The organism is Chitinimonas sp., assembly GCF_041904975.1.
Classification (GTDB): Bacteria; Pseudomonadota; Gammaproteobacteria; order Burkholderiales; family Chitinimonadaceae; genus Chitinimonas.
In genome coordinates this window covers 1-2012 of sequence record NZ_JAYRLZ010000438.1, presented here as the reverse complement: position 1 = coordinate 2012, position 2012 = coordinate 1, and the positions used below count along the sequence as shown (strand labels likewise).

General features: G+C 62.7%; 3 protein-coding genes. 2 read left to right on the top strand and 1 reads right to left on the bottom strand.

Annotated elements, in window-relative coordinates:
* Positions 1–19: 19 nt before the first annotated feature.
* Both ACE3OH_RS21925 and ACE3OH_RS21920 read left to right on the top strand, forming a co-directional pair.
* Positions 20–724 carry a substrate-binding periplasmic protein gene (locus ACE3OH_RS21925; RefSeq protein ID WP_374358323.1) on the top strand — a complete coding sequence of 235 codons (705 nt, stop codon included), beginning with the start codon at positions 20–22 and terminating at the stop codon, positions 722–724.
* A gap of 82 nt (positions 725–806) precedes the next feature.
* Positions 807–1427 carry a DUF6515 family protein gene (locus ACE3OH_RS21920; RefSeq protein ID WP_374358320.1) on the top strand — a complete coding sequence of 207 codons (621 nt, stop codon included), beginning with the start codon at positions 807–809 and terminating at the stop codon, positions 1425–1427.
* Positions 1428–1478: 51 nt separating this feature from the next.
* On the opposite strand, the gene ACE3OH_RS21915 is transcribed toward ACE3OH_RS21920, so the two are convergent.
* Positions 1479–2012: LysR substrate-binding domain-containing protein (locus ACE3OH_RS21915; RefSeq protein WP_374358315.1), on the bottom strand; the 534-nt coding region annotated here is incomplete at its 5' end.

The window sequence follows — 2012 nt, the reverse complement described above, 5'->3', positions numbered from 1 at the left end:
CAGCCAGGGAGAATAGCTGATGCGTATCGACTACCGCTGCGTCCTGGTGCTGCTGGCCGCATGCATGGGGAATGCAGCCGACGTCCTCAGGCTGCAGGCGCCCGAGCTGCCGCCCTATGTGTTCCAACGCGATCGCAAGCTCGATGGCATGGGTTGGCGAGTGGTCAGCGCCGCGCTGGACCGGGCGGGCCTCGCCTATACCACCAGCTATGTGCCCGATTTCGGGCGAATCGAACACGATCTGGGCAGCGGTGCATCCGACGGCTTTTTCGTGGCTACCGCCAATGCCGAGCGCGACCGTCTGGCCGAGCTTTCCGAGCCGGTGCTGATCAGCAACTGGTGCTGGGTGTTTCCGGCAAGCAGCCCGATGGACCCGAAATCGGCCGATTTCCGGCAAAAGGCGCTGGTCGGTACCTATCTGAAGACCAATCTGCACACCTGGCTGAAAGAGCACGACTACCAGGTGATAGGCGCCACCAGCAAGCTCGGGTCGCTGGTGAAGATGCTCGATGCCGGCCGTATCAATACGGTGTTTTCCATCCGCGATGTATTCGAAGACAGCCTGCGCAGCGAAGGCAAGGACCCGGCAAATTATCGCTTTGTCAGTGAGCAGCAACGCCCCTTGGGCATTTACATCAGCAAGCGCTATCTGGCCAAACATCCCGACACGATGAACCGGCTCAATAGCGCCATCCACGCGATCAAGTCTGAAGCGGCGCGCTAGCACCATCCATTGCAGCGGCCGGCTACCTGGCTGCGCCAGCCTGCTTGTATGATCACGCTCCTGCACTTCAACAGGAACATCCATGCGCGCCTCACTCATCCTTACCGCCTTGCTGGCCATCTCGTTTGCCAGCGTCAATGCCTTGGCAGCCGGAGCAGCGCCGGCAGCCGCACCGGTCGCGAAAGCCCCGCCACCGGTAAGCAAATTGCCGGCCGATGCGCAGCGCATTACTTATTGCGATGTGGACTTCTATTGGTCGGGCGGCTGGTGGTATCGGCTGTACTCGGACAAGCAGTATCAGCCGGTCAGTCCCTCGGTCGGCCTGTATGTGGATAGCCTGCCGGCCACAGCACAGACAGTCAGCGTCAATGGTGTCGAATACCGCCTGCTCAATGGCGTGTATTACCGCGCCGAAGGCAAGCGCTTTACCGTGGTGGAGGCACCCCGTGCCAAGCCGTTTGGCGCAGATGACCCGGCCAGCCGACCCGATGATCCGGTCTATATCACACCACGCAACGGCCAGAGCCGCGAGCGCCAGGCGCAGGACCGGGGCGAGTGCGATGCCTGGTCGATTCGCGTGAATAAGTTCGATCCGAACGGCATTCACAAGGACCTAAGCCCCGAGCAGCTGAAAATGCGCCGAGGCGAGCACCGCCGCGCGCTGATGGCCTGCCTGAATGGCCGTGGCTATACGCTGATGTAAGTGCCAGTTCACGATCTTTTCGCATCGGCGCGTAAAGATCGTGCGCAGGCTCTAAGGCGCCTGTTCGCCCAGGCCGATGGTGGCCAGCGCCGCCAGCGTCGCGGCGATCTCGGCCTCTAGCCAGTCACGCATGGCCAGCAAAGCCGGCTCGGCCTGGCGGCCATGCGGGCAGCTGAACCAGTAGCGATGACCGAACGCCACCGTCACCGCGGCAAAAGGCGCGCACAGGCTTCCCTTGAGCAGATCGTCGGCGATCATCACCGGGTCGGCGATCGCCACTCCCCGGCCCTGGCTGGCCAGATTTACCGCCATATCGATTACTTCGAAACTTGGCCCGGCAGCAAGGTCGGGGTGGCTGACGCCGGCCGCCGCCAGCCAGGCGCGCCAATCGGCATGGTCGGCCGACAGGTGGATCAGCGTTTCATTGGCCAGATCAGCCGGCTGGCGCAGGCGCTGCGCCATCGCCGGTGCGCATACCGGCGTCAGGCGCTCGGCAAACAAGGGCGTTGCATTGGCAAATTCGCTGCCCTCCTTACCGAACACCACCGCAGCATCGAGATTTTGCTGCTCCAGCTGCACACCCAC

Bases quoted from the DNA above. Each gene is read 5' to 3' on its own strand.
- ACE3OH_RS21925 (WP_374358323.1), top strand. From the start codon at position 20: ATGCGTATCGACTACCGCTGCGTCCTGGTGCTGCTGGCCGCATGCATG.
- ACE3OH_RS21920 (WP_374358320.1), top strand. From the start codon at position 807: ATGCGCGCCTCACTCATCCTTACCGCCTTGCTGGCCATCTCGTTTGCC.